The sequence below is a fragment of the Pseudomonas sp. HOU2 genome (assembly GCF_040729435.1).
Lineage (GTDB): Bacteria > Pseudomonadota > Gammaproteobacteria > Pseudomonadales > Pseudomonadaceae > Aquipseudomonas.
The window spans coordinates 2066953-2093779 of record NZ_CP160398.1; the positions used below are offsets into that span (position 1 = coordinate 2066953).

At 55.4% G+C, this 26827-nt stretch carries 29 protein-coding genes and 1 tRNA gene; 7 read left to right on the forward strand and 23 right to left on the reverse strand.

What is annotated here, in order from left to right; all coding sequences use genetic code 11:
* Positions 1-2: 2 nt before the first annotated feature.
* The 14 genes from ABV589_RS09175 to trmJ form a co-directional block, all read right to left on the reverse strand.
* Positions 3-1040: a RodZ family helix-turn-helix domain-containing protein gene (locus ABV589_RS09175; protein WP_367085633.1), complete on the reverse strand. Its 1038-nt coding sequence runs from the start codon at positions 1038-1040 to the stop codon at positions 3-5.
* A complete protein-coding gene (gene pilW / locus ABV589_RS09180; protein ID WP_007964430.1) occupies positions 1040-1798 on the reverse strand; it encodes a type IV pilus biogenesis/stability protein PilW in 759 nt (252 codons plus the stop codon). The genes ABV589_RS09175 and pilW overlap by 1 nt, the downstream gene beginning before the upstream one ends.
* A gap of 12 nt (positions 1799-1810) precedes the next feature.
* Positions 1811-2959 (reverse strand): 23S rRNA (adenine(2503)-C(2))-methyltransferase RlmN, encoded by a 1149-nt coding sequence (gene rlmN, locus ABV589_RS09185; RefSeq protein ID WP_003227893.1) that lies wholly within the window; start codon positions 2957-2959, stop codon positions 1811-1813.
* A 28-nt stretch (positions 2960-2987) separates the two neighbouring features.
* On the reverse strand, positions 2988-3413 hold the full coding sequence (gene ndk / locus ABV589_RS09190; protein WP_367085634.1) for a nucleoside-diphosphate kinase: 426 nt from the start codon (positions 3411-3413) through the stop codon (positions 2988-2990).
* Positions 3414-3500: 87 nt separating this feature from the next.
* Positions 3501-3701 (reverse strand): Fe-S cluster assembly protein IscX, encoded by a 201-nt coding sequence (gene iscX / locus ABV589_RS09195; RefSeq protein ID WP_077574428.1) that lies wholly within the window; start codon positions 3699-3701, stop codon positions 3501-3503.
* A 14-nt stretch (positions 3702-3715) separates the two neighbouring features.
* The gene (gene fdx / locus ABV589_RS09200) at positions 3716-4057 is read right to left on the reverse strand and encodes an ISC system 2Fe-2S type ferredoxin (RefSeq protein WP_003227897.1); all 342 of its coding nucleotides are present in this window, start codon (positions 4055-4057) and stop codon (positions 3716-3718) included.
* Positions 4057-5922: a Fe-S protein assembly chaperone HscA gene (hscA, locus tag ABV589_RS09205; RefSeq protein ID WP_367085635.1), complete on the reverse strand. Its 1866-nt coding sequence runs from the start codon at positions 5920-5922 to the stop codon at positions 4057-4059. Before hscA ends, fdx begins: the two co-directional genes overlap by 1 nt.
* A 51-nt stretch (positions 5923-5973) precedes the next feature.
* Positions 5974-6495, reverse strand: coding sequence for a co-chaperone HscB (hscB, locus tag ABV589_RS09210; protein WP_003227901.1), 522 nt, complete (start codon positions 6493-6495; stop codon positions 5974-5976).
* 8 nt (positions 6496-6503) lie between these two features.
* Entirely contained in the window at positions 6504-6827 is a 324-nt protein-coding gene (iscA, locus tag ABV589_RS09215; protein WP_003227904.1) for an iron-sulfur cluster assembly protein IscA, read from the reverse strand.
* A 28-nt stretch (positions 6828-6855) separates the two neighbouring features.
* Complete coding sequence (gene iscU, locus ABV589_RS09220; protein WP_003227907.1) at positions 6856-7242, reverse strand: Fe-S cluster assembly scaffold IscU; 387 nt, start codon at positions 7240-7242, stop codon at positions 6856-6858.
* Positions 7243-7325: 83 nt separating this feature from the next.
* Positions 7326-8540 (reverse strand): IscS subfamily cysteine desulfurase, encoded by a 1215-nt coding sequence (locus ABV589_RS09225; RefSeq protein ID WP_007964423.1) that lies wholly within the window; start codon positions 8538-8540, stop codon positions 7326-7328.
* Between the two features lie 47 nt (positions 8541-8587).
* Positions 8588-9079, reverse strand: a complete 492-nt coding sequence (iscR, locus tag ABV589_RS09230; RefSeq protein WP_003227911.1) for a Fe-S cluster assembly transcriptional regulator IscR — start codon at positions 9077-9079, stop codon at positions 8588-8590.
* A gap of 248 nt (positions 9080-9327) precedes the next feature.
* Positions 9328-10104 carry a serine O-acetyltransferase gene (gene cysE / locus ABV589_RS09235; RefSeq protein WP_367085636.1) on the reverse strand — a complete coding sequence of 259 codons (777 nt, stop codon included), beginning with the start codon at positions 10102-10104 and terminating at the stop codon, positions 9328-9330.
* Positions 10105-10107: 3 nt separating this feature from the next.
* A complete protein-coding gene (gene trmJ, locus ABV589_RS09240; RefSeq protein WP_367085637.1) occupies positions 10108-10878 on the reverse strand; it encodes a tRNA (cytosine(32)/uridine(32)-2'-O)-methyltransferase TrmJ in 771 nt (256 codons plus the stop codon).
* 145 nt (positions 10879-11023) lie between these two features.
* Between trmJ and suhB the strand changes: the two genes are divergently transcribed.
* Positions 11024-11842: an inositol-phosphate phosphatase gene (gene suhB, locus ABV589_RS09245; RefSeq protein WP_007964419.1), complete on the forward strand. Its 819-nt coding sequence runs from the start codon at positions 11024-11026 to the stop codon at positions 11840-11842.
* A 238-nt stretch (positions 11843-12080) separates the two neighbouring features.
* Here the strand turns inward: suhB and ABV589_RS09250 are convergent, their stop codons facing one another.
* The 6 genes from ABV589_RS09250 to queA all read right to left on the reverse strand — a co-directional run bounded on the left by ABV589_RS09250 (position 12081) and on the right by queA (position 18187).
* Positions 12081-12629 carry a glycine zipper 2TM domain-containing protein gene (locus ABV589_RS09250; protein WP_007964417.1) on the reverse strand — a complete coding sequence of 183 codons (549 nt, stop codon included), beginning with the start codon at positions 12627-12629 and terminating at the stop codon, positions 12081-12083.
* 121 nt (positions 12630-12750) lie between these two features.
* Complete coding sequence (gene secF / locus ABV589_RS09255; protein WP_007964416.1) at positions 12751-13665, reverse strand: protein translocase subunit SecF; 915 nt, start codon at positions 13663-13665, stop codon at positions 12751-12753.
* A gap of 9 nt (positions 13666-13674) precedes the next feature.
* Positions 13675-15546: a protein translocase subunit SecD gene (gene secD / locus ABV589_RS09260; protein WP_367085638.1), complete on the reverse strand. Its 1872-nt coding sequence runs from the start codon at positions 15544-15546 to the stop codon at positions 13675-13677.
* A gap of 64 nt (positions 15547-15610) precedes the next feature.
* Positions 15611-15949, reverse strand: a complete 339-nt coding sequence (gene yajC, locus ABV589_RS09265) for a preprotein translocase subunit YajC (RefSeq protein ID WP_003227923.1) — start codon at positions 15947-15949, stop codon at positions 15611-15613.
* 43 nt (positions 15950-15992) lie between these two features.
* Complete coding sequence (tgt, locus tag ABV589_RS09270) at positions 15993-17108, reverse strand: tRNA guanosine(34) transglycosylase Tgt (protein WP_161794909.1); 1116 nt, start codon at positions 17106-17108, stop codon at positions 15993-15995.
* 14 nt (positions 17109-17122) lie between these two features.
* On the reverse strand, positions 17123-18187 hold the full coding sequence (gene queA, locus ABV589_RS09275) for a tRNA preQ1(34) S-adenosylmethionine ribosyltransferase-isomerase QueA (RefSeq protein WP_367085639.1): 1065 nt from the start codon (positions 18185-18187) through the stop codon (positions 17123-17125).
* A gap of 108 nt (positions 18188-18295) precedes the next feature.
* Here queA and ABV589_RS09280 point away from each other — a divergent pair.
* A tRNA-Leu gene (locus tag ABV589_RS09280) sits at positions 18296-18380 on the forward strand.
* A gap of 152 nt (positions 18381-18532) precedes the next feature.
* On the opposite strand, the gene ABV589_RS09285 is transcribed toward ABV589_RS09280, so the two are convergent.
* From ABV589_RS09285 to ABV589_RS09295, 3 genes are read right to left on the reverse strand one after another with little or no spacing between them, the layout of a single operon-like run.
* Positions 18533-18889 (reverse strand): hypothetical protein, encoded by a 357-nt coding sequence (locus ABV589_RS09285; protein ID WP_367085640.1) that lies wholly within the window; start codon positions 18887-18889, stop codon positions 18533-18535.
* Positions 18874-19656: a hypothetical protein gene (locus ABV589_RS09290; RefSeq protein ID WP_367085641.1), complete on the reverse strand. Its 783-nt coding sequence runs from the start codon at positions 19654-19656 to the stop codon at positions 18874-18876. The genes ABV589_RS09285 and ABV589_RS09290 overlap by 16 nt, the downstream gene beginning before the upstream one ends.
* Positions 19657-19666: 10 nt before the next feature.
* A complete protein-coding gene (locus ABV589_RS09295) occupies positions 19667-20212 on the reverse strand; it encodes a PAAR domain-containing protein (protein WP_367085642.1) in 546 nt (181 codons plus the stop codon).
* 1047 nt (positions 20213-21259) lie between these two features.
* Between ABV589_RS09295 and ABV589_RS09300 the strand changes: the two genes are divergently transcribed.
* From ABV589_RS09300 to ABV589_RS09320, 5 genes are read left to right on the forward strand one after another with little or no spacing between them, the layout of a single operon-like run.
* On the forward strand, positions 21260-21877 hold the full coding sequence (locus tag ABV589_RS09300; RefSeq protein ID WP_367085643.1) for a dUTP diphosphatase: 618 nt from the start codon (positions 21260-21262) through the stop codon (positions 21875-21877).
* Between the two features lie 12 nt (positions 21878-21889).
* Positions 21890-22801: a hypothetical protein gene (locus ABV589_RS09305; RefSeq protein ID WP_367085644.1), complete on the forward strand. Its 912-nt coding sequence runs from the start codon at positions 21890-21892 to the stop codon at positions 22799-22801.
* A complete protein-coding gene (locus ABV589_RS09310) occupies positions 22801-24687 on the forward strand; it encodes a hypothetical protein (RefSeq protein ID WP_367085645.1) in 1887 nt (628 codons plus the stop codon). The genes ABV589_RS09305 and ABV589_RS09310 overlap by 1 nt, the downstream gene beginning before the upstream one ends.
* On the forward strand, positions 24674-25666 hold the full coding sequence (locus ABV589_RS09315; RefSeq protein ID WP_367085646.1) for a hypothetical protein: 993 nt from the start codon (positions 24674-24676) through the stop codon (positions 25664-25666). Before ABV589_RS09310 ends, ABV589_RS09315 begins: the two co-directional genes overlap by 14 nt.
* Complete coding sequence (locus tag ABV589_RS09320) at positions 25666-26712, forward strand: N-6 DNA methylase (RefSeq protein ID WP_367085647.1); 1047 nt, start codon at positions 25666-25668, stop codon at positions 26710-26712. The genes ABV589_RS09315 and ABV589_RS09320 overlap by 1 nt, the downstream gene beginning before the upstream one ends.
* Positions 26713-26827: the final 115 nt, after the last annotated feature.

Sequence of the window (26827 nt, forward strand, 5' to 3'; positions counted from 1 at the left end):
ACTTATTGACCCAACTTCAGGCGAGCAGTCTCGCCACTGGTGAACGGAGCGATATCGACCGGTTGGCCGTTGTAGCTGACCTGTGCGGCGCGAGCCACACCCAGACGCACCGCCAATGGCGGCTTGCCGGTAACCGAAACGCTGTCGCCTTTATGTTTCAGACCACTGAACAGCACTTTGCCGCGACCATCGGTGACCTGTGCCCAGCAATCAGCGGTGAACTGCAGTTGCACCTGGCCGTCGCCGGCCGCTGGAACAGCTGCTTCGGCGCTTGGCGCAGGGGTGGCCGCGACTACTGGAGCGGTGACGGTCGGCGCCGGAGTAGCCGGAACGTTCGGTGCAGGGGTAGCCGGGTTGGCGACAACCGGGGCCGGCGTGTGAGCCGGGGCGGCTGGCGTAGTCGCAGCGGGGGCGGCTGGAGCGGTTGCCGGAGCGGCAGGCTCGGCACCGGTCGATTCAGCGGTGGTTTCCGATTGTGGCAGCGCCAGAGCAGTCGCGCCCTCGGCCTGACCTTCGGCCACGGCCTGGTCTTCCGGTTCGTCGATCGGGTGAATCTGCGTGGTGCCGTCAGCGCCTTCGACTTCAACGTGCTCCGGGGCCAGGCTGGTCACGTCCTTGCTGCGCTGCGAGGTCTGATCCTGCCACCAGACGAAACCGCCGCCGATGACCGCGATCAGCAAGAGCAGACTGACAATACGCAAAATAGTGTGGGAAACCCGTACCGGCTCTTCGATACGGCCCAGCGCATGCACGTTGCTGCCCTGTGAGTCGGTGCCGGTGGACTGGTCGAATTGCTGAACCAGAACGGTCTGGTCCATGCCGAGCAATTTGGCATAAGCGCGAATGTAACCGCGAGCGAAGGTATGCCCCGGCAGCTTGTCGAAAGCGCCAGCTTCAAGATTGCTCAGGGAAGTCACTGTGAGGTTGAGCTTGAGGGCCACTTCGGCCAGCGACCAGCCATTGCTTTCGCGGGCCTGGCGCAAAGTCTCACCGGGATTAACGCGAGTCGCTGCTACAACTTCGGGATGCGCCGCTTTCATCATTGCTCCGACAGGTATTGCTGATATTCCGGCGTACCGGGATAGAGTCGTTTTAATTGCAGGCCATAACTGGCGGCCTTGTCGCGATCTTCAAACACTTTTGCCAGCCGAACGCCGAGCAATAGACTACGTGCATTTTGCTCGGTTAGCAGGCTGAAACGGTCGTAATAGTCACGCGCGGGCACATAATGCCTGTCTTCGAAGGACAACTCAGCCATTTCCAGCAAAGCACGCGGTTGTTGACGGTTCAGCCGCAGGGCTTTTTCCAGTTGCTGCTGCGCCAGATCCCGCTGCCCGAGCTTCGAAGCGGTCATGCCGAGGTTTTCGAAAACCCGCGAACGCTCAGGATACAGGGTATCGGCGGCTGCCTGCTCAAAACGCTCGTAGGCTTCCTTGTAACGCTGTTCTTCGTAGAGAAAACTGCCGTAGTTATTGAGGATTCGTGCGTCGGTGGGACGCGAGGACAGGGCTTTGCGGAAATGTTCGTCGGCCAGCTTCGGCTCCATTTCGGCCTGGAACACCAGCCCGAGGGCAGCGTTGGCATCAGGATCGGAGCCGTCCAGCTCCAGCGCCTTCTTCAGCGGCACCTTGGCGCGCTCGGTCATCCCTTGCTGCAAGTATCCCAGTCCCAGCTGCACGTAGGCGGCACGCGCTTCGTCGCGGCCCTTGCTGGTCTTCATCGGGTTGTAGTCACCCGACAGGACACAACCAGCACACAGGCTGGCCATCAGCAACAGCAGCGCAAAGCGCAGGGACATAGAGATCCTCTCTTAGTTAGTGTTCGCGGCGTTCTGTGCCAGATCGCTGTCGGCGCTCAACTCGCGCACGGCGATGTAACGTTCGCTGCGACGGGTGCGATCCAGCACCTGCCCTACCAATTGACCGCATGCCGCGTCGATGTCCTCACCACGGGTGGTGCGCACAGTGACGTTGAAACCGGCCTGATGCAACTGATCCTGGAACCGACGAATGGCGTTGTTGCTCGGCCGCTCGTAACCGGAATGCGGGAACGGGTTGAACGGAATCAGGTTGATCTTGCACGGAATGTCTTTGAGCAGCTCGATCATTTCCACCGCATGCTCAAGCTTGTCATTGACGTCCTTGAGCAAGGTGTACTCGATGGTCAGCACACGTTTCTCGCCCAGGGCGGACATGTAGCGCTGGCACGACTCGAGCAGCATCTTAAGCGGATATTTCTTGTTGATCGGCACCAATTGGTTACGCAATGCGTCATTCGGTGCGTGCAGGGACAACGCCAGGGAGACGTCGATGTGCTTGGCCAGCTCATCGATCATCGGCACCACGCCCGAAGTGGACAGGGTCACGCGGCGCTTGGAGATCCCGTAGCCCAGGTCATCCATCATCAGATGCATGGCGGCCACGACGTTGTCGAAGTTCAGCAGCGGTTCGCCCATACCCATCATCACCACGTTGGTGATGGCGCGGTCGATGGTGGCGGGAACACTGCCGAAGGATTTGTTGGCAATCCACACCTGACCGATGACTTCGGCGGCGGTGAGGTTGCTGTTGAAGCCTTGCTTGCCGGTGGAGCAGAAACTGCAGTCCAGGGCACAGCCTGCCTGGGACGAAACGCACAGCGTGCCGCGTTTGCCCTGGGGAATGTACACGGTCTCGACACAGCTGCCGGACGCCACGCGCACCACCCACTTGCGGGTGCCGTCGCTGGAGATGTCCTCGCTGACCACTTCGGGACCACGGACCTCAGCAATAGCCTTGAGCTTGTCGCGCAAGGCCTTGCTGACGTTCGTCATGGCGTCGAAATCATCGACGCCAAAGTGGTGAATCCATTTCATTACCTGACCGGCACGGAAACGCTTCTCCCCGATTGAGTCGAAGAATTTTTCCATTTCCGGCTGGGTCAGACCCAGCAGGTTTGTTTTAACAGTCGATGTAGTCATGGATTCACCTTCACTCTTCAAGCAATGCTTAGCGAGTGGTTACTTCAGTAGCTGCGAAGAAGTACGAGATTTCGCGAGCAGCAGCGGCTTCGGAGTCCGAACCGTGAACGGCGTTGGCGTCGATCGACTCAGCGAAGTCAGCACGGATGGTGCCGGCAGCAGCTTCTTTAGGGTTGGTAGCGCCCATCAGCTCACGGTTGCGAGCGATAGCGTTTTCGCCTTCCAGAACCTGAACAACAACCGGGCCGGAGATCATGAAAGCAACCAGGTCACCGAAGAAACCGCGCTCTTTGTGCTCAGCGTAGAAGCCTTCAGCTTCGGCTTTGGACAGCTGCTTCATTTTCGAAGCAACCACTTTCAGACCAGCCTTTTCGAAACGGGTAACGATTTCGCCGGCAGCGCCGTTAGCAACGGCGTCAGGCTTGATGATGGAGAAAGTACGTTGAACAGCCATGGTGTAACTCCAGAAACGGTAATTTGCGAAAAATTAAACCCGCGAATTATACGCGGGTTCTTGGGTATTGCCTAACCTGCGAGACGATCAGTCCAATTCTTTGGCCCAGAGCTCCTGAACCGCTTCCAGCACCTTCTCGCCGACACGGCCAGAAGTGCTATCAAAGTCAGGCAGATCCAGGATCATCTGCTGCAGACGGACAAAACCCACAGAGTACGGATCGACGCCGGCGTGGGCCTCAGCCAGTTCTTCTGCAATACGTTGAACATCATTCCAACCGTAGCTCATGACAGTCTTACCAGTCAGTGCGGCGCTTCGGCCGCATGGTTAAGCGAATATTTCGGGATCTCGACGGTGATGTCTTCTTCACCAACGATAGCCTGACAGGCCAGACGCGATTGCGCCTCCAGACCCCAGGCGCGATCGAGGAAGTCTTCTTCCAGCTCATCCGCCTCTTCCAGCGAGTCGAAACCCTCGCGGATGATGCAGTGGCAAGTGGTGCAGGCGCAGACGCCACCGCAGGCACTTTCCATCTCGATATGGTGTTCGTGAGCCAGATCGAGAATCGAAGTGCCGGGTTCGGCCTCGACCACCATGCCTTCAGGGCAGAACTTCTCGTGGGGCAGAAAAATGACCTGCGGCATCAGATATCCTCGATTTCATTCAGATTGCGCCCCGACAGAGCGGCTTTCACCGTCAGATCCATGCGGCGGGCAGCAAAAGCATCGGTCACTTGCGACAGACGCTTGGTCTGCTGCTCGATGGCATAACCATCGGTGCCTTTCATCAGTTCGGCCAGTTCCTGCATCTGCAGTTCGATGACCATGCGCTCTTCGGCGTCGAGCAAACGCTCGCCATCGGCCTCCAGAGCACCCTGCACCGCTTCGATCAGGCGCTGGGCATCGACTTGCTGCTCGCGCAGGACACGGGCGACCTTGTCGTCATTGGCGTGCTGGAACGAGTCCTTGAGCATCTTGGCGATTTCGCCGTCGGTCAGGCCGTAGGACGGCTTGACCTGAATGCTCGCCTCAACGCCTGAACCCAGTTCGCGGGCAGACACGCTGAGCAGACCGTCGGCATCGACCTGGAAGGTCACGCGAATCTTCGCCGCACCGGCCACCATCGCCGGAATGCCGCGCAATTCAAAGCGCGCCAGGGAGCGGCAGTCGCTGATCAGCTCGCGCTCGCCCTGCAGCACATGGATCGCCATGGCCGACTGGCCGTCTTTATACGTAGTGAAGTCCTGCGCACGGGCGACCGGGATGGTGGTGTTGCGCGGAATCACCTTCTCCATCAGCCCGCCCATGGTTTCCAGCCCCAGGGACAGCGGAATCACGTCGAGCAGCAGCAGTTCGCCGCCATCACGCTTGTTGCCAGCCAGCGTATCCGCCTGGATCGCGGCCCCGATGGCCACCACTTGATCCGGGTCGATTTCCGTCAATGGCTGACGACCGAAGGCTTCGGCAACGGCTTCGCGTACACGTGGAACGCGGGTCGAACCACCGACCATGACCACGGCATGCACGTCTTCCAGTTCGATACCGGAATCACGCACGGCGCGGCGGCAGGCTTTCAGGCTGCGGGCGACCATCGGTTCGATCAGCGCATCGAAGGCTTCGCGGGTCAGTTGCGCTTTCCAGTCACCGTAGGCGACTTCGACGCTGGCCGCATCGGTCAGGGCTTCTTTGGCCGCGCAGGCGGTTTGCAGCAAATTGCGTTGTGCGCCCGGGTCGAGATCGGCGGACAGACCGGCGCTCTCGATGATCCAGCCGGCAATCGCGTGATCGAAGTCATCGCCGCCCAGCGCGCTGTCGCCGCCGGTGGCCAGCACTTCGAACACACCGCCAGTCAGACGCAGAATCGAAATATCGAAGGTGCCGCCACCCAGATCATAGATCGCCACCAGCCCTTCGGCATGCTGATCCAGACCATAAGCCACAGCGGCAGCGGTCGGCTCGTTGAGCAGACGCAGCACGTTCAGACCGGCGAGTTTCGCCGCGTCTTTGGTGGCCTGGCGCTGAGCATCGTCGAAATACGCCGGAACAGTGATCACCGCACCGACCAGCTCGCCACCCAGGGTCGCTTCAGCACGCTGACGCAGCACCTTGAGGATATCGGCGGAGACTTCGACCGGGCTTTTCGGGCCCTGCACGGTGTCGATGAACGGCATGTGCGATTCGCCGCCGACAAAGCGATACGGCAGTTGCTCGCCCAATTGCTTGACGTCGGACAGACCACGGCCCATCAGGCGCTTGACCGACAGCACGGTGTTCAAGGGATCGGAGGACGCGGCCAGTTTGGCCGACTCGCCGACCTCGACGCGGTCGGCGTGATAACGCACGGCGGACGGCAGGATGACCTGCCCGGCAGCGTCGGCCAGCGGTTCGGAAAGACCACTGCGCAACGCAGCGACCAGCGAATTGGTAGTGCCCAAGTCGATCCCCACAGCCAGACGACGCTGGTGCGGTTGAGGACTTTGGCCGGGTTCGGCGATCTGCAGTAGGGCCATCGTGATCAGGACTTATCTGTATATCAGGCGTGCGACCGGAGCGGCACTGGGTTAATCGTCGAGGCGCTCTTCTAACTGGCGCACTTCGTAGGTGAGCTTGTCGAGGAACTGCATGCGCCGCATCAGGCGTTCGGCCTGTTCGCGTTGCGCCGCATCATCCCAACAGGCTGCGAAGCTTTCGTTCAACTGTTCCTGAGCCACCTTCAGGCGACGCTTGAACACCGCGACACCGTCGAGGTCGGCACTGTCCTGAAGATCTTCGAGCTCTTCGCGCCATTGCATCTGCTGCAGAAGAAACTCGGGATCATGGACCGTGACTTCCATCGGCACTTCATGCCCGCTGATGGTCAGCAGGTAGCGTGCACGCTGGGCAGGGCTCTTGAGCGTCTGGTAGGCATCGTTGAGCCGCGCAGACTGCTCGAGCGCCGAACGCTGCTCGCGCTCGGAAGCGTCGGCAAAGCGGTCAGGATGAACACCGCGCGCCAACTCACGGTAGCGCGTGGCCAACTGCTCGAGATCCAGACGAAAGCTCGGTTGCAGCTCGAATAAAGCGAAATGACAAGGAATACCCACGACAAGCCTCAGATGTTGAAGCTTTCGCCGCAGCCACATTCACCGCGTACGTTGGGGTTGTTGAACTTGAAGCCTTCGTTCAACCCTTCCTTGACGAAATCGAGCTCGGTGCCGTCCAGGTAGGCCAGGCTTTTCGGGTCGATAATCACTTTTTCGCCGTGACTTTCGAACACCTGATCCTCGGCAACCACCTCGTCGACAAACTCCAGCACGTAGGCAAGGCCGGAACAGCCTGTGGTGCGAACACCCAGACGAATCCCTTCACCTTTGCCGCGCCCGTCGAGGGAGCGTCGCACGTGTCGAGCAGCCGCTTCTGTCATGCTGATAGCCATCGTTGACTCCTTACTCGTCGCGCAATGCTTAGATCAAGCCTTTCTTCTGCTTGTAGTCGCGAACGGCCGCTTTGATAGCGTCTTCTGCGAGTACCGAGCAGTGGATTTTCACTGGCGGCAGGGCCAGTTCTTCGGCCAGCTGAGTGTTCTTGATGGTCTCGGCTTCGTCCAGCGTCTTGCCCTTCATCCACTCGGTGGCCAGGGAACTGGAAGCGATTGCCGAACCGCAGCCGTAGGTCTTGAACTTGGCATCTTCGATAACGCCCTGATCGTTGACCTTGATCTGCAGACGCATCACGTCGCCGCACGCCGGAGCGCCGACCATGCCGGTGCCGACATCCGGGTCTTCCGCGTTCATCTTGCCGACGTTGCGCGGGTTTTCGTAGTGGTCGATGACCTTTTCGCTGTAAGCCATGGTGCTTAATCCTCACTCATCAGAGAGTCGCTCTTTGAGCCCCGGAACCTGAGTTGACGGGGCCGGTTCGCGGCGACTTGAAATCAGTGTGCCGCCCACTCGATTTTCGAAATGTCGACACCGTCTTTGTACATGTCCCACAGCGGCGACAAAGCGCGCAGCTTGGTAACGGCCTCGCAGACTTTCTGCGCGGCATAGTCGATTTCTTCTTCGGTGGTGAAACGGCCGAAGGTGAAACGGATCGAGCTGTGTGCCAGTTCGTCGTTGCGGCCCAGGGCGCGCAGTACGTACGAAGGCTCCAGGGACGCCGAGGTGCAGGCCGAACCGGACGATACCGCCAGATCCTTGAGCGCCATGATCAGCGACTCGCCTTCAACGTAGTTGAAGCTCAGGTTCAGGTTGTGCGGAACGCGGGCGGTCAGGCTGCCGTTGACGTACAGCTCTTCCAGATGCTCGACCTGCTTGTAGAAGCGGTCGCTCAGGGCTTTGATCCGCACGTTTTCGGCAGCCATGTCTTCCTTGGCTACACGGAACGCTTCGCCCATGCCGACGATCTGGTGGGTCGCCAGGGTGCCGGAACGCATGCCGCGTTCGTGACCGCCGCCGTGCATGGTCGCTTCGATGCGCACACGCGGCTTGCGGCTGACGTACAGCGCGCCGATGCCTTTAGGGCCGTAGGTTTTGTGGGCGGAGAACGACATCATGTCGACTTTCAGCTTCTGCAGGTCGATGTCGACCTTGCCGGTGGACTGAGCCGCGTCAACATGCAGCAGAACGCCCTTGGAGCGGGTCAGTTCGCCGATGGCAGCGATGTCGTTGATGGTGCCGATTTCGTTGTTCACGTGCATCACCGACACCAGGATGGTGTCTTCGCGCAGTGCCGCTTCGATCATCGCCGGGGTGATGAGACCGTCTTCGGTCGGCTCGAGGTAGGTGACTTCGAAACCTTCACGCTCCAGTTGGCGCATGGTGTCGAGGACAGCCTTGTGCTCGATCTTGCTGGTGATCAGGTGCTTGCCCTTGGAGCCATAGAAATGCGCCGCACCCTTGATTGCCAGGTTGTCGGACTCGGTGGCACCGGAGGTCCAGACGATTTCGCGCGGGTCGGCGTTGACCAGATCGGCCACCTGACGACGGGCGTTTTCGACGGACTCTTCAGCTTTCCAGCCGAACACGTGGGAACGGGAGGCCGGGTTACCGAAGTTTCCGTCGACCAGCAGGCATTCACTCATCTTTTGCGCAACGCGCGGATCGACCGGGGTGGTCGCAGAGTAATCAAGGTAAATCGGCAATTTCATGGACTATCTCCTAAATCAGGGCTGGCGTTCCGCTAGCTCTTCGGCTGTCATTCGACGGCGGACGCTTCAATCTTGTCCAGGCGTGGCGCCTTGCTGTTGCAACGGCGCTGGTCCTGACGCTGGGCTACTTCCTGCACCTCACGGCGAGTTACAAGATCAGCCAAGCTGATACCACTTAGAAATTCGTGAATCTGCAGGCTCAGGTCGCACCACAAATGATGAGTCAGACAGGTATCGCCGGAATGGCAATCGCCCTGGCCCTGGCATTTTGTAGCATCGACCGATTCGTTGACCGCATCGATCACCTGAGCCACCTGGATGCCCTGCATGTCGCGGGACAACTGGTAGCCACCACCTGGACCGCGAACACTGGAAACCAGGTTGCTGCGGCGCAGCTTGGCGAAAAGCTGTTCGAGATAGGACAGGGAGATGCCTTGGCGCTCGGAGATATCGGCCAGGGACACCGGCCCGTGCTGCGCGTGCAACGCCAGGTCAAGCATGGCGGTCACGGCGTATCGGCCTTTTGTAGTCAGTCGCATGGACAGTTACCACGGAGTTCGGAATGGGCGGGAGTATGCAATTCCCGAGCATTTAAGTCAACTATAAGACCTAGTGCTTTAGTCGGGTTTACCCGCAAAAGAGCGCGCGAATGATAGCAGGGTCTGCGGCTTAATGGCACACCACCCTGCCGATGGAGCCTGTAGGAGCTGCCGAAGGCTGCGATCTTTTGCTTTTGCTTTAAATAAGATCAAAAGATCGCAGCCTGCGGCAGCTCCTACAAAGCCTGTCAGCCGGCTTTGGATTCGTCTTTGCCTTTGACGCAGGCAAAATCTTCTTCACGCAGCTCAGGCAGATCTTTCGCACAGTAATTACTGCCCAGATCCTTCAGCGCGCCGCACATCCCCTCCAGCCGCCCGTCCACCGCTTGCAGGTGATCGAGCAACTGACCGATGGCACGGGCCACCGGGTCGGGCATGTCTTCGCTGACGCCATAGGCATCGAAACCGATCTTCTCGGCCATCGCCTTGCGCTTGGCGTCCTGCTCTTCATCGGACTTGACGATGATCCGCCCCGGAATTCCCACCACCGTGGCGCCCGGCGGTACTTCCTTGGTCACGACGGCATTGGAACCGACTTTCGCCCCAGCCCCCACCGTGAACGGCCCAAGCACTTTGGCACCGGCACCCACGACAACGCCGTCACCCAATGTCGGGTGGCGCTTGCCCTTGTTCCAACTGGTGCCACCCAGAGTCACACCCTGATAAATGGTCACGTCATCGCCAATCTCGGCGGTTTCACCAATGACGATGCCCATGCCGTGGTCGATGAAGAAGCGCCGACCAACCTTGGCCCCCGGATGAATCTCGATCCCGGTCAACCAGCGACCGAAGTTGGACACCAGGCGCGCCAGCCATTTCAGCTCGTTGCGCCACAGCATCCCGGCCAGGCAATGAATCCAGATCGCATGCATGCCGGGATAGCAGGTCAGGACTTCAAAAGCGTTACGCGCCGCCGGGTCCCGATGGAATACGCTCTGGATATCTTCACGCAAACGCTCAAACATCATTCAGTCCTTCCGCTTAAGAAGCTCACCACGGGCCGCTTTTTGGGTTTCCGTGAGGATGCCACGCAAAATATTCATTTCCGCCCGGCTGACCGAGCTACGTCCGTACAACCGGCGCAGGCGCGCCATCAAGTGCCGTGGCTTTTCCGGATCAAGAAATTCGATGGCGACCAGCGTCTGCTCCAGATGCTCGTAGAAGCGCTCCAGCTCATCCATGGTCGCGAGCTCGGCGCTTTTCACCGAGGCCACTTCTTCTTTCTCGATCTTGGTCGGCTGCCCTTGTGCGGCCAGCCAGGCCATGCGCACTTCATAGCTCAACACCTGCACCGCCGCCCCGAGGTTCAGCGAGCTGAATTCAGGATCGGAGGGAATGTGCACGTGAAAGTGACATCGCTGCAGCTCCTCGTTGGTCAGGCCGGAGTCTTCACGACCGAATACCAACGCGATTTGCGCGCCCTGCTCCGCTTCCTCGACCACTTTGCTCCCGCATTCGCGCGGATCGAGCAGCGGCCAGGGAATGCGGCGGTCACGGGCGCTGGTGCCGAGCACCAGGTTGCAGCCGACCAAAGCGTCTTCCAGGGTGGCGACGACTTGTGCGTTTTCAAGGATATCCCCGGCGCCGGAAGCTCGCGCATCGGCTTCGTGATGCGGAAACAGGCGCGGCTCGACCAGCACCAGCCGCGACAGACCCATGTTTTTCATGGCGCGCGCGGCCCCGCCGATGTTGCCGGGGTGGCTGGTATTGACCAGGACGACACGAATGTTCTGCAGCAAGGGAGGCGCTCTCGGACACAGGAAAGGGGTGCAAATCTTACAGAACAGCCTACCGTTAAGCTATGAAAGCGAACAGCGACCTTCACCTGAAGAAAAGTTCTGATAGAATGCGCGGCTTTCTTTAACAACCTTAGGTGACACATCCATGCAGCCCATGCTGAATATCGCGCTGCGCGCCGCCCGCAGCGCCAGTGAACTGATCTTCCGCTCCATCGAGCGCCTGGATACCATCAAGGTCGACGAAAAAGACGCCAAGGATTATGTATCCGAGGTCGATCGCGCCGCCGAACAGAAAATCATCGACGCTCTGCGCAAGGCTTATCCGAATCACTCGATCCAGGGTGAAGAGACCGGCATGCACGTCGGTAACGGCATCGAAGGCGAAGAGTACCTGTGGATCATCGATCCACTGGACGGCACCACCAACTTCCTGCGCGGGATTCCTCACTTTGCTGTCAGCATTGCCTGCAAATACCGTGGTCGCCTGGAACACGCAGTGGTTCTGGATCCGGTTCGCCAGGAAGAATTCACCGCCAGCCGTGGTCGCGGCGCGCAACTGAACGGTCGCCGCCTGCGCGTCAGCGGTCGCACCAGCCTCGAAGGCGCTTTGCTGGGCACTGGTTTCCCGTTCCGTGACGACCAGATGGACAACCTCGACAACTACCTGGGCATGTTCCGCGCCCTGGTTGGCCAGACTGCCGGCATCCGCCGCGCCGGCTCCGCCAGCCTGGACCTGGCTTACGTGGCTGCCGGTCGTTTCGACGCGTTCTGGGAATCGGGCCTGTCCGAGTGGGACATGGCTGCAGGCGCCCTGCTGATCCAGGAAGCAGGCGGTCTGGTGAGCGACTTCACCGGCGGTCACGATTTCCTTGAAAAAGGCCACATCGTTGCCGGCAACACCAAATGCTTCAAGGCAGTCCTGACGGCGATCCAGCCGCACCTGCCGGCTTCGCTGAAGCGCTAAGCTTCCCGCGAAACGCAAAAAGCACCCTTCGGGGTGCTTTTTTTATGCTTGGAGAAATACCACCGGCCCAGTGTAGGAGTGAGCCTGCTCGCGATGGCGGTGTATCAGCCGGCATTAATGCTGACTGATGCACCGCCATCGCGAGCAGGCTCACTCCTACAGGGGATTTGTGGTGGGGCTTGAATCGCGGGCACAAAAAAGCACCCCGCAGGGTGCTTCTTGTTAAAACAGTCGGTCCTTACTGACCCGGCTGATTCTGCGACAGAATCAACTTGCCTTCCTTGTCGACCGGAATCTGGTTGCCCGGATCGCGATCCATCCGCACCTTGCCTTCCTTGCCATCGAGCGAGTAACGCACGTCGTAACCGACGACCTTGTCACTGATGTCATTCACGGTGTTACAGCGAGTCTGAGTAGTGGTGTAGGTGTCTCGGTTCTGCATGCCTTCCTGCACCTTGTTACCGGCATAACCGCCACCGACCGCACCAGCGACCGTAGCCAGCTTCTTGCCGTTGCCGCCGCCAATCTGGTTACCCAGCAAACCACCGCCGACAGCACCGATTACCGTGCCGAGGATCTGGTGTTGATCCTGCACCGGTTTTTGCCGGGTTACCGCAACATCCTTGCACACTTCACGTGGAGTCTTGATCTGTGTTTTGACCGGTTCAACGGCCAGCACTTGCGCATACTCAGGGCCGCTTTTAACCAGGCTGTAGGTGGCAACAGCACCCCCGGCAGTCACACCGACAGCACCCAATACCGCACCAACCAGCAACGACTTGTTCACATGAACCTCCTGACCATCACATGCGGGACGCGCCCGCGCTTCTCCCAGCCTTGGAGCATAAAAAAAGGCGCGAGTTCAACTCGCGCCTTTTTCGGGCTGACAGCCGGAGAAACGATGGCCGTTATGGACGGTCGTCGACTTCTTTCTCGGTGTTGGCCGGAGGAATAAGATCCTCGGTGCTCAGGTTCAGCCAGATCAGCACCACGTTGGCGATGTAGATCGACGAGTAGGTACCCGCCAGAACACCGATGAACAGGGCGATGGAGAAGCCGAACAGGTTGTCGCCACCGAAGAACAGCAGCGCAGCGATCGCCAGCAGAGTGGAGATCGACGTCGCCATGGTCCGCAACAAGGTCTGGGTGGTCGAGATGTTGATGTTCTCGATCAGCGAAGCCTTGCGCAGCACACGGAAGTTCTCACGAACCCGGTCGAACACGACGATGGTGTCGTTCAGCGAGTAGCCGATGATCGCCAGTACCGCCGCCAGCACCGTCAGGTCGAAGGTGATCTGGAAGAACGACAGGATACCGACAGTCACGATCACGTCGTGAATCAGCGAAACGATGGCGCCGACCGCGAATTTCCACTGAAAGCGGAAAGCCAGGTAGATCAGGATGCCGCCGAGCGCCAGGAGCATGCCGAGACCGCCCTGGTCGCGCAGTTCTTCACCGACCTGCGGGCCAACGAACTCGACGCGCTTGACGGTCGCCGGGTTATCGCCACCGACTTTCTGCAGCGCGTCTGCTACCTGATGGCCCAACTGCGGGTCTTCACCCGGCATGCGCACCAGCAGGTCGGTGGTTGCACCGAAGTTCTGCACCACGGCCTCGTGGTAACCGGAAGTCACCAGTTGCTCACGCACTTTGGTGACGTCGGCCGGACGCTCGTAGGTCAGCTCGATGAGCGTACCGCCGGTGAAGTCCAGGCCCCAGTTCATGCCCTTGTGGAAAACGCTGAACAAGGCCAGAACGGTGAGAAACACAGTGACGCCGAACGCAAAGTTGCGAACGCCCATGAAGTTGATTGTACGTAACATGGCAGCCCCTTAAATCCACAACTTCTTGAAGTCACGTCCGCCGAAGATCAGGTTGACCATTGCGCGGGTCACCATGATGGCCGTGAACATCGAGGTAAAGATCCCGAGGGACATGGTCACTGCGAAGCCCTTCACCGGGCCGGTGCCCATGGCGAAGAGGATGCCGCCGACCAGCAGAGTGGTCAGGTTGGCGTCGAGAATCGCGGTGAATGCCCGGCCGAAGCCTTCGTTGATTGCCCGCTGCACAGTCATGCCGGCGGCGATCTCTTCACGGATCCGCGAGAAGATCAGCACGTTGGCGTCGACCGCCATACCCATGGTCAAGACGATACCGGCGATACCCGGCAGGGTCAGTGTTGCACCCAGCAGCGACATCAGCGCCAGCAGCAGCACCATGTTCACCGCCAGTGCGACCGTGGCGATCACACCAAAGAAGCGGTAGATGGCGATGATGAACAGCGAGACGAACAGCATGCCCCACAGCGATGCATCGATACCCTTGGTGATGTTGTCAGCACCCAGGCTCGGACCGATTGTGCGCTCTTCAGCGAAGTACATCGGAGCGGCCAGACCACCGGCACGCAGCAGCAGCGCCAGTTCGGACGATTCGCCCTGGCCGTTCAGGCCGGTGATACGGAACTGCGCACCCAGCGGCGACTGAATGGTCGCAAGGCTGATGATCTTCTTCTCTTCCTTGAAGGTCTGCACCGGCACGTCTTTCTCGACGCCGTCGACAACCTGCTTGACGTAGGTGGTCACTGGACGCTGTTCGATGAAGATCACCGCCATGCTGCGACCGACGTTCGAACGGGTTGCGCGGCTCATCAGCTCGCCACCGTGACCATCCAGGCGGATGTTCACTTCAGGCGTACCGTGCTGAGAATCAAAACCGGCCTTGGCGTCAGTCACCTGGTCACCGGTGATGATCAGGCCACGTTCGATCTGTGCAGGAGGACGCTTGCCTTCACGGAACTCGAAAGTTTCGGAAGTGGCTTTCGAAGCGCCCGGCTCTGCAGCCAGACGGAACTCAAGGTTGGCCGTCTTGCCGAGAATACGCTTGGCTTCGGCAGTGTCCTGTACGCCCGGCAGCTCAACCACAATGCGGTTAGCGCCCTGACGCTGAACGATCGGTTCGGCAACACCCAGCTCGTTGACGCGGTTACGTACCGTGGTCAAGTTCTGCTTGATGGAGTATTCACGGATTTCCGCCAGCTTGGCCGGGGTCATCGCCAGACGCAGCACCGGTTGACCATTGAGGTCGGCCGGAACAATGTCGAAATCGTTGAAGTTCTTGCGGATCAGCGTACGGGCCTGTTCACGGGAGTCAGCATCGCTGAAGCCCAGCTGAATGGCGCCATTGAGTTGCGGCAGGCTGCGATAGCGCAGCTTCTCTTTACGCAGCAGGCTCTTGACGTCACCTTCGTAGACTTTCAGGCGGGCGTCGAGGGCTTTGTCCATGTCCACTTCCAGCAGGAAGTGCACACCACCGGACAAGTCCAGACCCAGCTTCATCGGGTGCGCGCCCAGATTACGCAGCCATTGCGGGGTGGTCTGTGCCAGGTTCAGTGCGACGACGTAGTCATCACCCAATGCCTTGCGCACAACGTCCTTGGCCGGCAGCTGGTCTTCAGCCTTGGTCAGACGGATCAGACCGCCCTTGCCGTTGGCGGCCAGCGAGGCTGCCTTGACGTTGATCCCGGACTCACGCAGCGCGGTGCTGACGCGATCCAGATCGGCCTGATTGACCTGCAGTGCCGTGCTGGCGCCGCTGATCTGAATGGCCGGGTCATCGGGGTATAGATTGGGAGCGGAATAAATCAGACCGACCGCCAGCACCGCCAGGATCAGAATGTATTTCCACAGAGGATATTTGTTCAGCATCACGCCGCCCGTTATGAACGCGGGGCGCCTTGCGCGCCCCGTCGATTGAGTAGAAGTTGGAACCTTAGATCGCTTTCAGCGTGCCTTTTGGCAGCGTGGCGGCGATGGCGCCCTTCTGGAACTTCATTTCCACGGTGTCGGAAACTTCCAGAACCACGAAGTCATCGGCCACTTTGGTGATCTTGCCGGCGATGCCACCGGTGGTGACCACTTCGTCACCCTTCGCAAGGCTGCTCAGCAGGTTCTTCTGCTCTTTGGCGCGCTTGGCCTGTGGACGCCAGATCATCAGGTAGAAGATGACCAGGAAGCCGACCAGGAAAATCCACTCGAAGCCGCCGCCCATTGGGCCTGCAGCAGCCGGTGCAGCTGCGTCAGCCATGGCGTTAGAGATAAAAAAGCTCATTTAGCACTCCAGTTGCAAATGTTGAATCTTGGGGTCAGAAAACTCAGTCCAAAGGCGGAACGGGGAGCCCGCGTTTGGCGTAGAAGGCATCGACAAAGGCGGCCAATGTACCCTGTTGAATAGCCTCGCGCAAACCAGCCATCAGCACCTGATAATGGCGCAAGTTATGGATGGTATTGAGCATGCTGCCGAGCATTTCGCCGCACTTGTCCAAGTGATGCAGATAAGCGCGGGAGAAGTTCTGGCAGGTATAGCAATCGCAGGTCGGATCCAGCGGCGAATCATCATGGCGATGGAACGCGTTACGGATCTTCAGCACGCCTGTATCAATGAACAGATGCCCATTGCGGGCATTACGGGTTGGCATCACGCAATCGAACATGTCCACACCGCGGCGCACACCCTCAACCAGATCTTCCGGTTTGCCAACGCCCATAAGGTAACGAGGTTTGTCAGCCGGCATCATGCCCGGCAGATAATCCAGCACCTTGATCATCTCGTGCTTCGGCTCGCCCACCGACAGACCACCGATGGCCAGGCCATCGAAGCCGATCTTGTCGAGGCCTTCCAGCGAGCGCATGCGCAGGTCCTGGTGCATGCCGCCCTGAACGATGCCGAACAACGCCGCCGTGTTGTCGCCGTGGGCGTTTTTCGAGCGCTGGGCCCAACGCAGCGACAGCTCCATGGATACGCGGGCGACGTCTTCGTCAGCCGGGTACGGCGTGCATTCGTCGAAGATCATCACGATGTCAGAACCGAGATCGCGCTGCACCTGCATCGACTCTTCCGGGCCCATGAACACTTTCGAGCCGTCGACCGGGGAGGCGAAGGTCACGCCCTCCTCCTTGATCTTGCGCATCGCACCCAGGCTGAACACCTGGAAACCGCCGGAGTCGGTGAGGATCGGGCCTTTCCACTGCATGAAATCGTGCAGGTCGCCGTGCTCCTTGATCACCTCCGTGCCCGGACGCAGCCACAGGTGAAAGGTGTTGCCCAGAATGATTTCCGCGCCGGTGGCGACGATGTCACGCGGCAACATGCCCTTGACCGTGCCGTAAGTGCCCACCGGCATGAACGCCGGGGTCTCGACGGTGCCACGCGGGAAGGTCAGCCGACCACGACGGGCCTTGCCATCGGTGGCCAGAAGTTCAAAGGACATGCGACATTCGCGACTCATTCTGTTTCCTCTGGGCCTGTGTGTTCAGGGGCAGTCGGGGCGGGATTACGGGTGATGAACATCGCATCACCGTAGCTGAAAAAGCGGTAGCCGTTGTCGACGGCGGCTTTATAAGCGGCCATGGTTTCGGGATAACCGGCGAACGCCGAAACCAGCATCAACAGCGTCGATTCCGGCAAATGGAAGTTGGTGACCAGGGCGTCGACCACATGGAACGGCCGGCCCGGGTAGATAAAGATGTCGGTGTCGCCGCTGAACGGCTTGAGCACGCCATCGCGCGCGGCACTTTCCAGCGAGCGCACGCTGGTGGTGCCCACGGCAATCACTCGTCCGCCACGCTCGCGGCACGCGGCAACGGCGTCGACCACATCCTGGCCGACTTCCAGCCACTCGCTGTGCATGTGGTGATCTTCGATCTTGTCGACGCGCACTGGCTGGAACGTCCCCGCACCGACGTGCAGCGTGACGAACGCGGTCTCGACGCCCTTGGCAGCAATCGCCTCCATCAGCGGCTGATCGAAATGCAACCCCGCCGTCGGCGCCGCCACCGCACCAAGACGCTGGGCGTACACGGTCTGATAACGCTCGCGATCCGAGCCCTCGTCCGGGCGGTCTATATAAGGAGGCAACGGCATGTGCCCGACGCGATCGAGCAGCGGCAGCACTTCTTCAGCAAAGCCCAGCTCGAACAGCGCGTCGTGACGCGCGAGCATCTCGGCTTCGCCACCGCCGTCGATGAGGATCTTCGAACCCGGCTTCGGCGACTTGCTGGAGCGCACATGGGCCAGCACGCGGTGCGAATCGAGCACGCGTTCGATGAGAATTTCCAGCTTGCCGCCCGAGGCTTTCTGCCCGAACAGCCGCGCCGGAATCACCCGGGTATTGTTGAACACCATCAAATCGCCCGGGCGCAAATGCTCAAGCAAATCAGTGAATTGACGGTGTGCCAGGGCGCCGCTCGGCCCATCAAGGGTCAGCAGGCGACTAGCGCGACGCTCGGCCAAAGGGTGGCGGGCGATCAGCGAATCAGGAAGCTCGAAGGTAAAGTCAGCAACGCGCATGATGGGGTTCGTCTAGCAGGGCCGGAAAGTCTAGCGGAAATATCAAAAATTGACCATGAAACGTGATTGACCAACGGTAATCACCTCTCTATACTTCGCCGCCATTGAGCCCTGATGGCGGAATTGGTAGACGCGGCGGATTCAAAATCCGTTTTCGAAAGGAGTGGGAGTTCGAGTCTCCCTCGGGGCACCAAAATTAAGAAAGGTCTTGCTTAGCAAGGCCTTTTTTTTCGTCTATCGGAAAGTGAACGGGTGGAACTGGCCTCGCGCGCGCCGCACATAATGCGGGCTATGCGCTAGAACGCGCTAGCGCCCTGCATCCCCTGAAATCAGGTACGTGAACGCTCACAACCTGCGGGCAATTTCCTTCCAGATATAGCTGTAGTTGTATTTGAGCCAGAGAACCAGCGCTTTATCGAATTGCCTGCGAAACCAACTGCGCTCTCTCTCAGCCAGCCTTTCGTTGATCATGCTATTGAGCGACTCGGGGTCGAAACCTGTCCAGACAGAGGGCACGGCAGCCGCAATATTGGTGAAACACACCGGTGCGACTTCTGAATAAAGGATCTCGTACAGCATACCGGGATCGATGTTCTTTACCTGACTGGCTATGTAGTCGTAATCCACAGGGAAATCGTTGAACGGATCAGAGAGTGCGACCCTTACATTTTTCAGTTCTGGTTCACTCAAAAAATGTCCCAATGCGAAAACTCCTCCAGTTCTTCATCCAGTGAATCAGCGACAACTCCACCTGCCACACCACCGGCAACTGACCCAACCAAAACAACAGCTATTGCACAAATGGGAGCCCCTGGGCCACAGAGTGCGCTAACTCCCATACCCGCAAGAATACCGCCCACGGCACCACTGCTAACGATGATGCCTTGGCGTGCCGCTTCTTTCGGTTTGTTTTCGGCATCGAGGATTTGATAAGTCGCGAGGGCGGCAGTCACCAGGACTCCGAGCTTCCCCATTATCAGCATTTTTTGAGTGCCCCTCGTGAACTTCACATCGTCCCGACCAGCAGCTTCCAAAATGGTGTAGTGAACCTTTGACTGCTCTGCTGCAGTAAGACTGTTATAAGGTTTTTTGAAAAGTCGCTCCGAGTAGCGATCAAAAAGAGACTGCAAAGTCCTGCCATCGGCTTTCTTCTTTTGAACAATCGCCAGACCTTGTGCAGAGGTGAATTTGCGGTGTTCCATCATGATCTTGTTTCTCATCTCATGACTGAACTGCACGCCCTCTTGCGCCGTAATCTTCCCGGCCTTCACGTCATCCAAGGTTTGCTGAGACATACGTTTGATGTTTTTCAGATAACTCGCCCGGACTTTTTCATCCGAAATGGCGTCCAGCGAAAACCTCAGCGCAGCGCCTTCCATCAGCTCTAAAGCGCGATCAAGGGGAGAGTCCTTCAAAGCGTGCTCACGCTGAACAACATAGCTACCGGTAACAATGTACGGTTCGATCATAGGATGTTCCTTATCCCAGAATTTTGCTCAAAAGGCTGTCAGTGACGGAGGGGCTATCTGTAGGCGGCTCGTCTTCGAACTTGAGCATCAAGCACTTTTTACCTGAGGGGTTGGTAAATTTGACTGCATTGTCTTTATCGAATATGCCGGGGAGCGAAGAGCCGTCCTCAAAATGCGCAGTGCACGATAAGCCCTCATAGCTTTCCTCGGCGGGAATCTTGAATCCAATCCATCTGGCTTGGCCGATTATCGGCTCTGGTGGAACAAAGGCGCACGGTGTGTGCGTGTCACCAATGATGACTGTGCCCGATCCGCCGATGACGATGCTGCCGTGGGTACCGCCCGTGTCGATAGTGGCGGCGTTTTTGCCATTGATGAATACGGTAGAGGACAAACCAGAGGACAACGCACTGCCGCAGGTGCAGGTATCGCCTTGGCGTGCAGCGGCCAAGCCGTCGAAAAATACGTCAGGTGAACCTGTGGCTATGGGATTAGTGCCGTGCCCTGGTAACGGACAGCTGGACGGATCGCTCTTGCGTGCAGCTGGTTTAGCCATGATGACCTCCTGTCAAAATTTCTCGCGTACAGCAAAACCTATCATAAAGTCAGCGCGCCTTCCTTGATTGATCATGATCGGTTGTAGACGGTCGAGAGCACGAAGCGGACGATGCAAAATAATGAGATTGCAGAGGCAGACCACATTTAGAAAACGTGATCTGTCCTTTATGGAAGTGGAGAAGCTCGAAGCATCCATTGCAGAGAGTAACCAGACCTTGAAGATCTGCGACACGAGCAGCTACGTGCGGCACGGTTCATCTGGGCCGACCGCCTAGACAAGGCAGCTCAGGACTTCGCCGCCATCGCAGCACACCTGCATGCGACGGAAAAGGCGATGGGGCGTTCGAGCTCTCTAACTGACCTCTACGTACCACTGCATGTACCGTTCGGACCGAGGTCAATCAATGTAGATACGGTCACTGCGAAGGCAGGTGCAATCTCCATTGAGCAACTGATCGCCGCTTGATTCCCCGCGTCGCGACTGTCAGTCGTGGCGCTCCCCCCTGAACCGGAACATCACTCGCGGAACACCAAACTTGTTCCGCGTAACTGGTGTTCCGGTTGATCGCATTTGCTGTTCCACCTCTGAAAGCCTTTAATTACTTGGACTCTAGCGTTTCTGGAACACATGGAACACATGGAACACCGTATTATCGCTACCTATGGATTAGCGTTCCCCTCGCCCCTTTTCACGGCGTGAACCTTCAGCGCGAGCGGACGCGACGGATCGCTCCAGATCCGCCGATCTGCTGTGTCCGACTCCTCCCAGGCGAAGGAGTCGGAGCGTCAGATTTTACGGGTCCTCCCTAAGGGGGGCCCCCTACACGGGTTATCAGACTCGCAGGTTTCCTCTAGCTAATATTTTTGCAGGGATGTCCGCCTTATCAAAGCCTAGGAAGCCGACTCAACTGATGAATCTGAGTAGAGGGACGCGGCACTACACCAGTGTTAAGATCAAATTGTTTTTTAGCGCGTAGGAAACTGGTATCCCCCTGTGAGGTAGCGAATGGATAGGCTAGCACTGCTCCAAAATCAAGCAAAATCAATGTTGCGTTTGCAAGACACAATCAACAGCAAAATAAACAAAGAATGGAGATCAGCAGGAAATCCATGGTATCGCGCTATTTGGACCGAATGTGCAGAATTAATGGACCACGTAGGGTGGAAGTGGTGGAAGTCGCAGGAAGCAGATATTGCTCAGATGAAATTGGAACTGGTCGATATCTGGCATTTCGGTTTGAGCGAGCTTCTTGCATCAGATCATACCGAATCAAAAGTTGAAGCACTGCTGGCATCAGCACTAAGCGAACTAGACAAAGATCAAAAATCCAACGCGTCTGCTCAGAATATCTTAGATGCAATAGAATCCTTTTCACTAGCAACTCTGAAATCAAAAAGCTTCGACCTGCCATCATTCATAACGCTTGCAACAGCAAGCGACTTATCAGCCAGCGAACTCTTTAAGTCATATGTAGGAAAAAACATCCTTAACAAATTTCGCCAAGACAATGGTTACAAGTCAGGCACTTACATCAAGATATGGGAAGGCAAGGAAGACAACGTTTGGCTAAGTGAACTAATAGAAAAACTGTCGATTAACTCAAGCGATTTTTCTGAAGAACTCTACAATCTATTAGCCACCACCTATAAAAACAAAGCGTAACAGGAGGCGCACATGGAAGTTGCACTACCAACAGATAAATGGCGCTACATGGTAACGACAGGGCTGTGGCCCAAAAGAGGAAATTTCGATCCAGTAGGATGGACGTCCAACTTTTCAAAAGAAGAGATGCCATTAGCACTCAGACTTCTCGATGGCTTTACATATTTCTCCGACGAACTTGTAAAGCAAATGTTTAGAAGTGCATTTCTCAACGTATCACAACACATACTCACCGATAAATACTCGTTAAAAAAGTCCCGCACATCTTGGGCTGAATTCATAGATTCTTTGATAGTAGTAAGAGTGACAGGCGAAATCCCCCACGATGCAGATAGCGGGTTTGCTTTCGCAAGATTGGCACGTGACATTCTTATGCTGGATGAGCAAAAAATTGTTTCTCCCGAAGCAGCGCTAGATATTTTTTTGAGAGGCTACACCCCTAACGTTCTATTCGTAGATGATTTCGTAGGTTCAGGTAATCAATTTGGTGATACCTGGGAAAGAGAGTATGAAATTCACAACCAGAAGATTTCATTTGCAGCAGTACAACATCATCTACAAGGAAAAATAAAGTTTTTTTACTGTCCTGTAATTTGCACCGAGCTAGGCCAATCGAACATTTCGAGAAGATGCCCTGAGGTTAAAATCGTTCCAGCTCACTTCTACACCTCACGCCAAAGTGCCCTCAGCAGTGATTCTGCAATATGGCGTAAGGACATGAAGATAGAAGGTCCAGAGTTTGTAAAAACAGTAAGCGCTAGAATTGGGCTTCCGGACACTGATGGTGGAGAGGATTGCTGGCGAGGCTTCCACAAACTAGGGCTAGCACTCGCGTTTAATCACGGTTGCCCTGATGCAACACTTCCAATATTTTACACCCAGCTTAACAACTGGAAGCCGCTCATAAAAAAGGGGTCGCTATAATGACTTTAATTCAGGAAGATGCTACCCGACGATTAAATAAGACTCTCGGCCTATATAAGGCAGAGTGGTTAAACGAAGCGATCTTTAAACTATTTAATGAACCGGCGTATTTCGAAGAACTCCGTACGCACAGGCCATGCGTTCTTATAGGTGGCCGCGGCACCGGAAAAACTACAGTACTTCGCGGCCTTTCCTATCAAGGCCAGCTAGAGCTATCTAGCAATCCTTCCCCGATAACTGAGTGGCCTTTTTATGGGGTCTACTACAGGGTTAATACAAACAGGGTGACTGCATTTCGCGGCGCAGAATTAAGTGAAGAAAAGTGGTGCGCGTACTTTGGACACTACATCAATCTTACTTTCTGCCAATTACTTTTGGATTTTTCGAAATGGTTCGAGGAGAAAACCGAAGTAAAAATAGACATTCCAGCTAAGGTTCTGAAAAAAGTTGCTATAACCCTGGGACTTCAGGATATCCATACAATTGAAGATCTAGCCGAAGAAATAGAATATCTCATTCTGGACTTCGAAGCTCAAATCAACACGATCGCAGACAACCCACCCGAAAGAATTTCATCGCTAGCCGCCCCATTAGATGAACTAGCTAGTGCACTTCTCAAATCCTCAGCACTGAAGGGAAAACAATTTTTCTTTTTGATTGACGAGTTTGAAAACTTTGAAGATTATCAGCAGCGAGTACTGAATACAATTATCAAACACGCTAACAAAAACTACACCTTTAAAATCGGGGTAAGAGAACTAGGCTGGAGACAGCGAGCGACGTTAAACTCTAATGAGCAACTAACATCCCCTGCAGATTACGCCAGAATTAATATTGCCGACAAACTGAACGAGCAACGTTTCCCTGCGTTTGCGGAATCAGTGATCAGACAAAGAATAACAAGCGCCTTTCCTGACGAGGAAAATATAATTACGACGCCGCAGCAGCTTCTACCTCCAGTTAGTGATTTGGAAGAAGCTGAGCTTCTATTGGGTCCTGAAGGAAAAGCCAAGTTACTTGAAAGACTGAGAAACTTAAATATATCAACCAATATTGACGCTGCGATGCGGATTGACATTGGACACCTTTACTTCCTAAGTTACTGGGGTGCTGGTACTGACGAAACCTTTGCTGAAAACGTAAAATCATGGCTTAGCGACAAAAGCTCTTGGAAGCAAAAACTAGACAACCATTTCCACGCATCGTTATACGCAATAAGAAAAGGCAAACGCGGCATCAGCAAATACTACGCGGGCTGGGATGTATATGTCTCACTCGCAAATGGTAATATTCGCTATCTACTTGAACTCGTACATGCCGCTTTTACACGTCACGTCGAAAATGAAGGCACCCCCCAAGAGCCTATTTCGTACAAGTCTCAAACTGAAGCAGCAGAAGATATAGGCAGAAAAAACCTTTCTGAACTGGAGGGATTAAGTGTTGAAGGCGGAAAGCTTACAAAGCTAGTGCTGAGTGTTGGTCGAATATTGCAAGTTATGGCGTCAGACGCGAATGGCCACGCCCCCGAGGTAAACCAGTTCCATATCAAACAAGATTCATCTAAAACAGATGCCAATGAACAGGTTAAAAAAATTCTAGAACAAGCTGTAATGCATCTCGCACTGGTTCGTTCGCCAGGTAACAAGCTAATGTCAGAGAGTGATACCGCTGACTACGACTATCGCTTGCATCCGATATTTTCACCACTTTTTGTCTTTAGCCACAGAAAAAAACGAAAATTCCTGCTCGGAGAGCAACAATTTCTAGGGCTTATTTCTTATCCTAGAGAAACAATCAGAGAAGTTCTAGCACAAAGTAACCGAAGCGATAGCCTACAGCTCCCAGATCAACTTAGCTTATTTGGATCTTATTATGCGGGCAACTAAAGACACTCCAGTACTAACTGACACCTTTGAAAATGCCAGTGATTTTCGCCCGTATGATAATAGCATTTACATTTTCGCCTCAACAGGAGAATTACGTGCCCAGCATATCGAGTCTTGGAGAGCTACTATAGTAGGTGTAAAAATTCATGAAATTACACTTGAATCTCAAAACTCGTTCACAGTGAAAGATATCGAGCTTCCCATTTCGCTTAGATCAGAAGTTGAAATACAATCTTTATGGAGAGGATATGATCCAAAAGTTAAAATTTATTTAGATATAACAGGCCTTACGCATTCCGTATGGGCAGGAATACTAAAGGCTGCTCTATCGGCAAAGTTAGAAGTTCTTGCAGTGTACGTAGAACCCGACATGTACTCTAGGAGTTCGGCGCCAGTAGAGGGACAAATTTATGATTTAAGCAATAGCATCCAAGGAATTTCTCCATTACCCGGATTCGCTACTCTTTCATCTCGCAACAACGACCAGTTTACGTTTGTCCCTTTGCTCGGATTTGAAGGGCCACGTTTGCGCTATATAGTTGAACAGATTCAGCCAGGGTATGAAAATATTAGACCTGTCATAGGATCACCAGGGTTCAAACCTTGGTATGTGTTTGAGACCTATGTGGGGAACAAAGGTGCACTGCAAGAAACTGAAGCATGGCAATCAATCAGATACGCTCCTGCAAACTGTCCTTTCAGCTGTTTTTATTTATTGGAGGAAATTTCAGCTGACACATCTGGCCGTGCCTTGAAAGTAGCACTTATCGGCACTAAACCCCACGCCTTGGGTGCAGTACTTTTTACGCTGTCAAGCCACGTACCTGTGGAACTGGTTCACGATCACCCTATCAGGAAGGCTGGTCGCACTGGCGGAACCGCGCGTCTTCTGGTATATCACGTTTCCGCGCTTTTCGATGAAGCGTCAGCTATTTTCATCAAACGTAGCGCAAATAGACCGCGTAGATCAAACACCTGATGATCGATCTTCATTACACACCCTCCGAACTGGCGCAGACGATGATCGCGTGTGTTCCGGAAAATTTTGTTCCTCAGAGCATCGCTGACTTCTCAGCTGGTGAAGGGAGCTTGCTTAATGAAGCAGAAAAGCATTGGCCATATGCCTCCATATACGCCAACGATTTAAGCCAAAAAAGTGCAAAACTGATAGCTTCATTAAATAAAAAATGGTGCGTCTCATGCTCAGACTTCTTAAAGCTGAGCTCTCATAGAAGTACTAAATTTTCCCAAAAAAAACAATCAATTGATTTAGTATTACTAAATCCTCCGTTTAGCGAAAGAGGCCGAAAAGGTACTATTTGGCCAGACCTTGAAGGCGTCAAGTCTGGCTTGGCGCTAGCCTTTGTTTATTTAAGTCTAAAGTACCTATCAAAAGATGGATATTTATTCGCAATATTGCCAAATGGTTCACTGGCTAGCGAGCGAGACGAGCAGGGTTGGAACCTAATAAATCAAAACTACAATGTAGAGATTGTTTCGGGAAACTGCATGCGTATTTTCAAAAGCGCAGTAGCTCGCACATCAATCGTAAAGATTACGCATAAACAATTACAGTCACCCAGCACCTATAAATCTGAAGTCCAGACTGACAAGCCAAAAGTACTCATTAAACGTGGCCAAGTACAAATGCACGCCATCAAGGCGTGCGATAATGGATTGCCGCTCATACACACTACTCAACTAAGAAACGGAGAGATCCTACTCAACTACACTTACGGAAAAGTATTCTCTCGAGTCTCGGTTAAAGGGCCCGCTTTATTATTTCCACGAGTCGGCATGATTACACCCGGAAAGATATGCATTCTTGAAAAAGATGAGGCGGTAACGCTATCAGATTGCGTTTTAGCTATTGAAACTCATGACATACACAGGACGATATTTATCCGAGACTATGCACTTAAAAATTGGCAACAGTTTCATAAACTTTATGACGGCACCGGAGCCAAGTATATAACATTAAAGAAAGCAAGCTCCTTTTTTGAAAGAGCTATGACTTCAATTTAGTAAGCCAGGAAGCAGAGGCGGTTCGCCTTTGCGTAATGAAGAGTGCTTGAGGGTAGTTCCCTATAATGGTCACGTTCTATTTTTCGATGTTGGTTTTTTCAGAGGTCGAGACTCC